Genomic DNA, 1,978 nt, shown 5'->3' with positions numbered 1-1,978 from the left:
GCCGGCGGCGGGGGCACCGGGCGGGGCCGGTACGAGGCGTCCTCGACCGGCAGACCGCTGGGCGCACGACGAGCGCGGCGAGAGGGGCTCGGCGCGGGTCCGCGCGGCGCGCGCAGGACGGGGTCGGCCATCACCTCGCCGGTCGACGGTGCGGGCCGGCTCACCAGGAACGTGCCGTCGAGCGGGGCGGACCTAGCGGCCACGACCGTGCCGTCGTCCGGGGCGGCGCGGCTCACGACGACCGTGCCGTCCAACGGGGCCTCGCGGCTCACCATCACAGTGCCGTCCAACGGGGCCTCGCGGCTCACCATCACCGTGCCGTCCAGCGGCGCGGCGCGTCCGACCATGACGGTGCCGTCCGGGGCCAGGTCGTCGCCGAGCGCACTCACGCCGTGCGCCACGACCGTGTGGTCCTCCGGCGCGTCGTCGGTGTCGGGCGCGGGCGGTCCCGACACGTCGTCAGGCAGCGCGCTCATCGGACCACCTCGATCGTCGTGCCGTCGTCCGTCGCGTCGTGCAACGGGGTCGCCGAGGCGGTCGAGTCGCCGTCCAGCCCGGGGCGCCGTCCTCCTGAGCGCACGTCGAGCACGAGGACGGTGACGTTGTCCCGACCGCCCGCCTGGTTCGCCAGGCGCACCAGGGCGTCCGCCGCCGAGGTCGGCGCGCCGCTCATGGTGAGCGCCGCGCGGATGGACTCGTCGGCCAGCTCCCGGTAGAGCCCGTCCGAGCACAGCAGCAGACGTTCGCCGTTGGTCACCGGCATCAGCCAGCTGTCCGCGGTCGAGTCGTCCGCGCCGATGGCCCGGGTGATCACGTTGCGCCCGGCGAAGCCCGCGAGCTCGGCCGCCTGGAGCCGGCCCGCCGCCACCAGCTCCTGGCCCACCGAGTGGTCCACCGTGAGCTGCTCGAGGGTGCTGGCCAGGTGCCGGTAGACGCGCGAGTCCCCGACGTTGAACACCAACCAGTGCGGCAGCCCGAGGTGCTCGACGAGCGCCACCCCGGTCACCGTGCTGCCCGCGCCACGCCGGGTGCCCGCCGCCACCTCCCGCACGGCGACGACGCAGGCCGCGAGCGCCTCGCGCAGCTGGGCGAGGGTGGTGACGCCCGGACCGGTCACATGCGCCGCGAAGGCGCCGACGACCGCGGCGCTGGCCAGGTCACCGGCCTCGTAGCCGCCCATCCCGTCGGCCACGACGAACACCGGCGGTGCGCCGAGGAACGCGTCCTCGTTCGCGGGGCGCACCCGGCCGCGGTCCGAGCACGCGGCCCACACCAGCTCGACACCGTCGACCACGGCGCGCCCGTCGTTCACGCCGGCGCCCGTCTCACGAGGCCCCTGCCCCGTCGCGCCCGTCACCGCGCACCGTCGGCCGCGCTCGTCAGCCACATCCCGACCGAGCCGAGGACGAACCTGCCCGCCACCGGGGTCGGGACACCGGCGTCGACCGGGCGCTCCGTGCCGTCCGCACCGACGAGCAGGACACCGTTGGTCGAGCCCAGGTCGGTGACGTGCCACTGGTCGTCGACCAGGTCCAGCCGGGCGTGGGTCTTGGACAACGTGCGCGTGGGGTCGGGGACCGCCAGCAGCTGGACGCCCAGGTCGGTGACCACCGGCCGACGGCCCAGGACGACGGCCCGGCCCAGCACCTCGAACGTGCGCCCGTCGTCCAGGTGCAGCGACCAGGGGCGGAACGGCGTCCGGGACACGACGACCGTGCCCTCGACGTCGTCCTCGTCGTCGGGGTCCACGACGACCGGCGGCGCGGTGAGCGCGGGGGCGGCGACGGGCTGAGCCGGTGGGGCCGGCGGCGGCGGAGCGGGCGGCGCGGAGACGACCGGCGGCGCGAGCACCGTCGGCGGTGCGAGCTCCGTCGGCGCTGCGACGGGCGGCACCGGCGCGACGGGTGGCGCAACGGGCGGCACCGGCGCGACGGGTGGCGCAACGGGCGGGAGCGGTGCCACGAGCGGGGCGGGCACG

2 protein-coding genes and 1 pseudogene are annotated in these 1,978 nt (G+C 76.8%); all 3 read right to left on the bottom strand.

Features of this window, described 5'->3' with window-relative positions; genetic code table 11:
• Positions 1 to 476: pseudogene (locus F2B26_RS15975) on the bottom strand (hypothetical protein); the annotation flags it as partial.
• Positions 473 to 1,312 (bottom strand): PP2C family protein-serine/threonine phosphatase, encoded by an 840-nt coding sequence (locus F2B26_RS15970; protein WP_235929719.1) that lies wholly within the window; start codon positions 1,310 to 1,312, stop codon positions 473 to 475. The gene F2B26_RS15970 and the pseudogene F2B26_RS15975, both read right to left, overlap by 4 nt.
• 41 nt (positions 1,313 to 1,353) lie before the next feature.
• Positions 1,354 to 1,978, bottom strand: a 625-nt coding sequence (locus F2B26_RS15965) for an FHA domain-containing protein (RefSeq protein WP_210766856.1), incomplete at its 5' end; no start/stop codon positions are given.

This window comes from Cellulomonas citrea (assembly GCF_009829685.1).
GTDB lineage: Bacteria > Actinomycetota > Actinomycetes > Actinomycetales > Cellulomonadaceae > Cellulomonas > Cellulomonas citrea.
The sequence above is the reverse complement of the archived record's forward strand: the minus strand, read 5'-3'. Positions and strand labels throughout refer to the sequence as shown.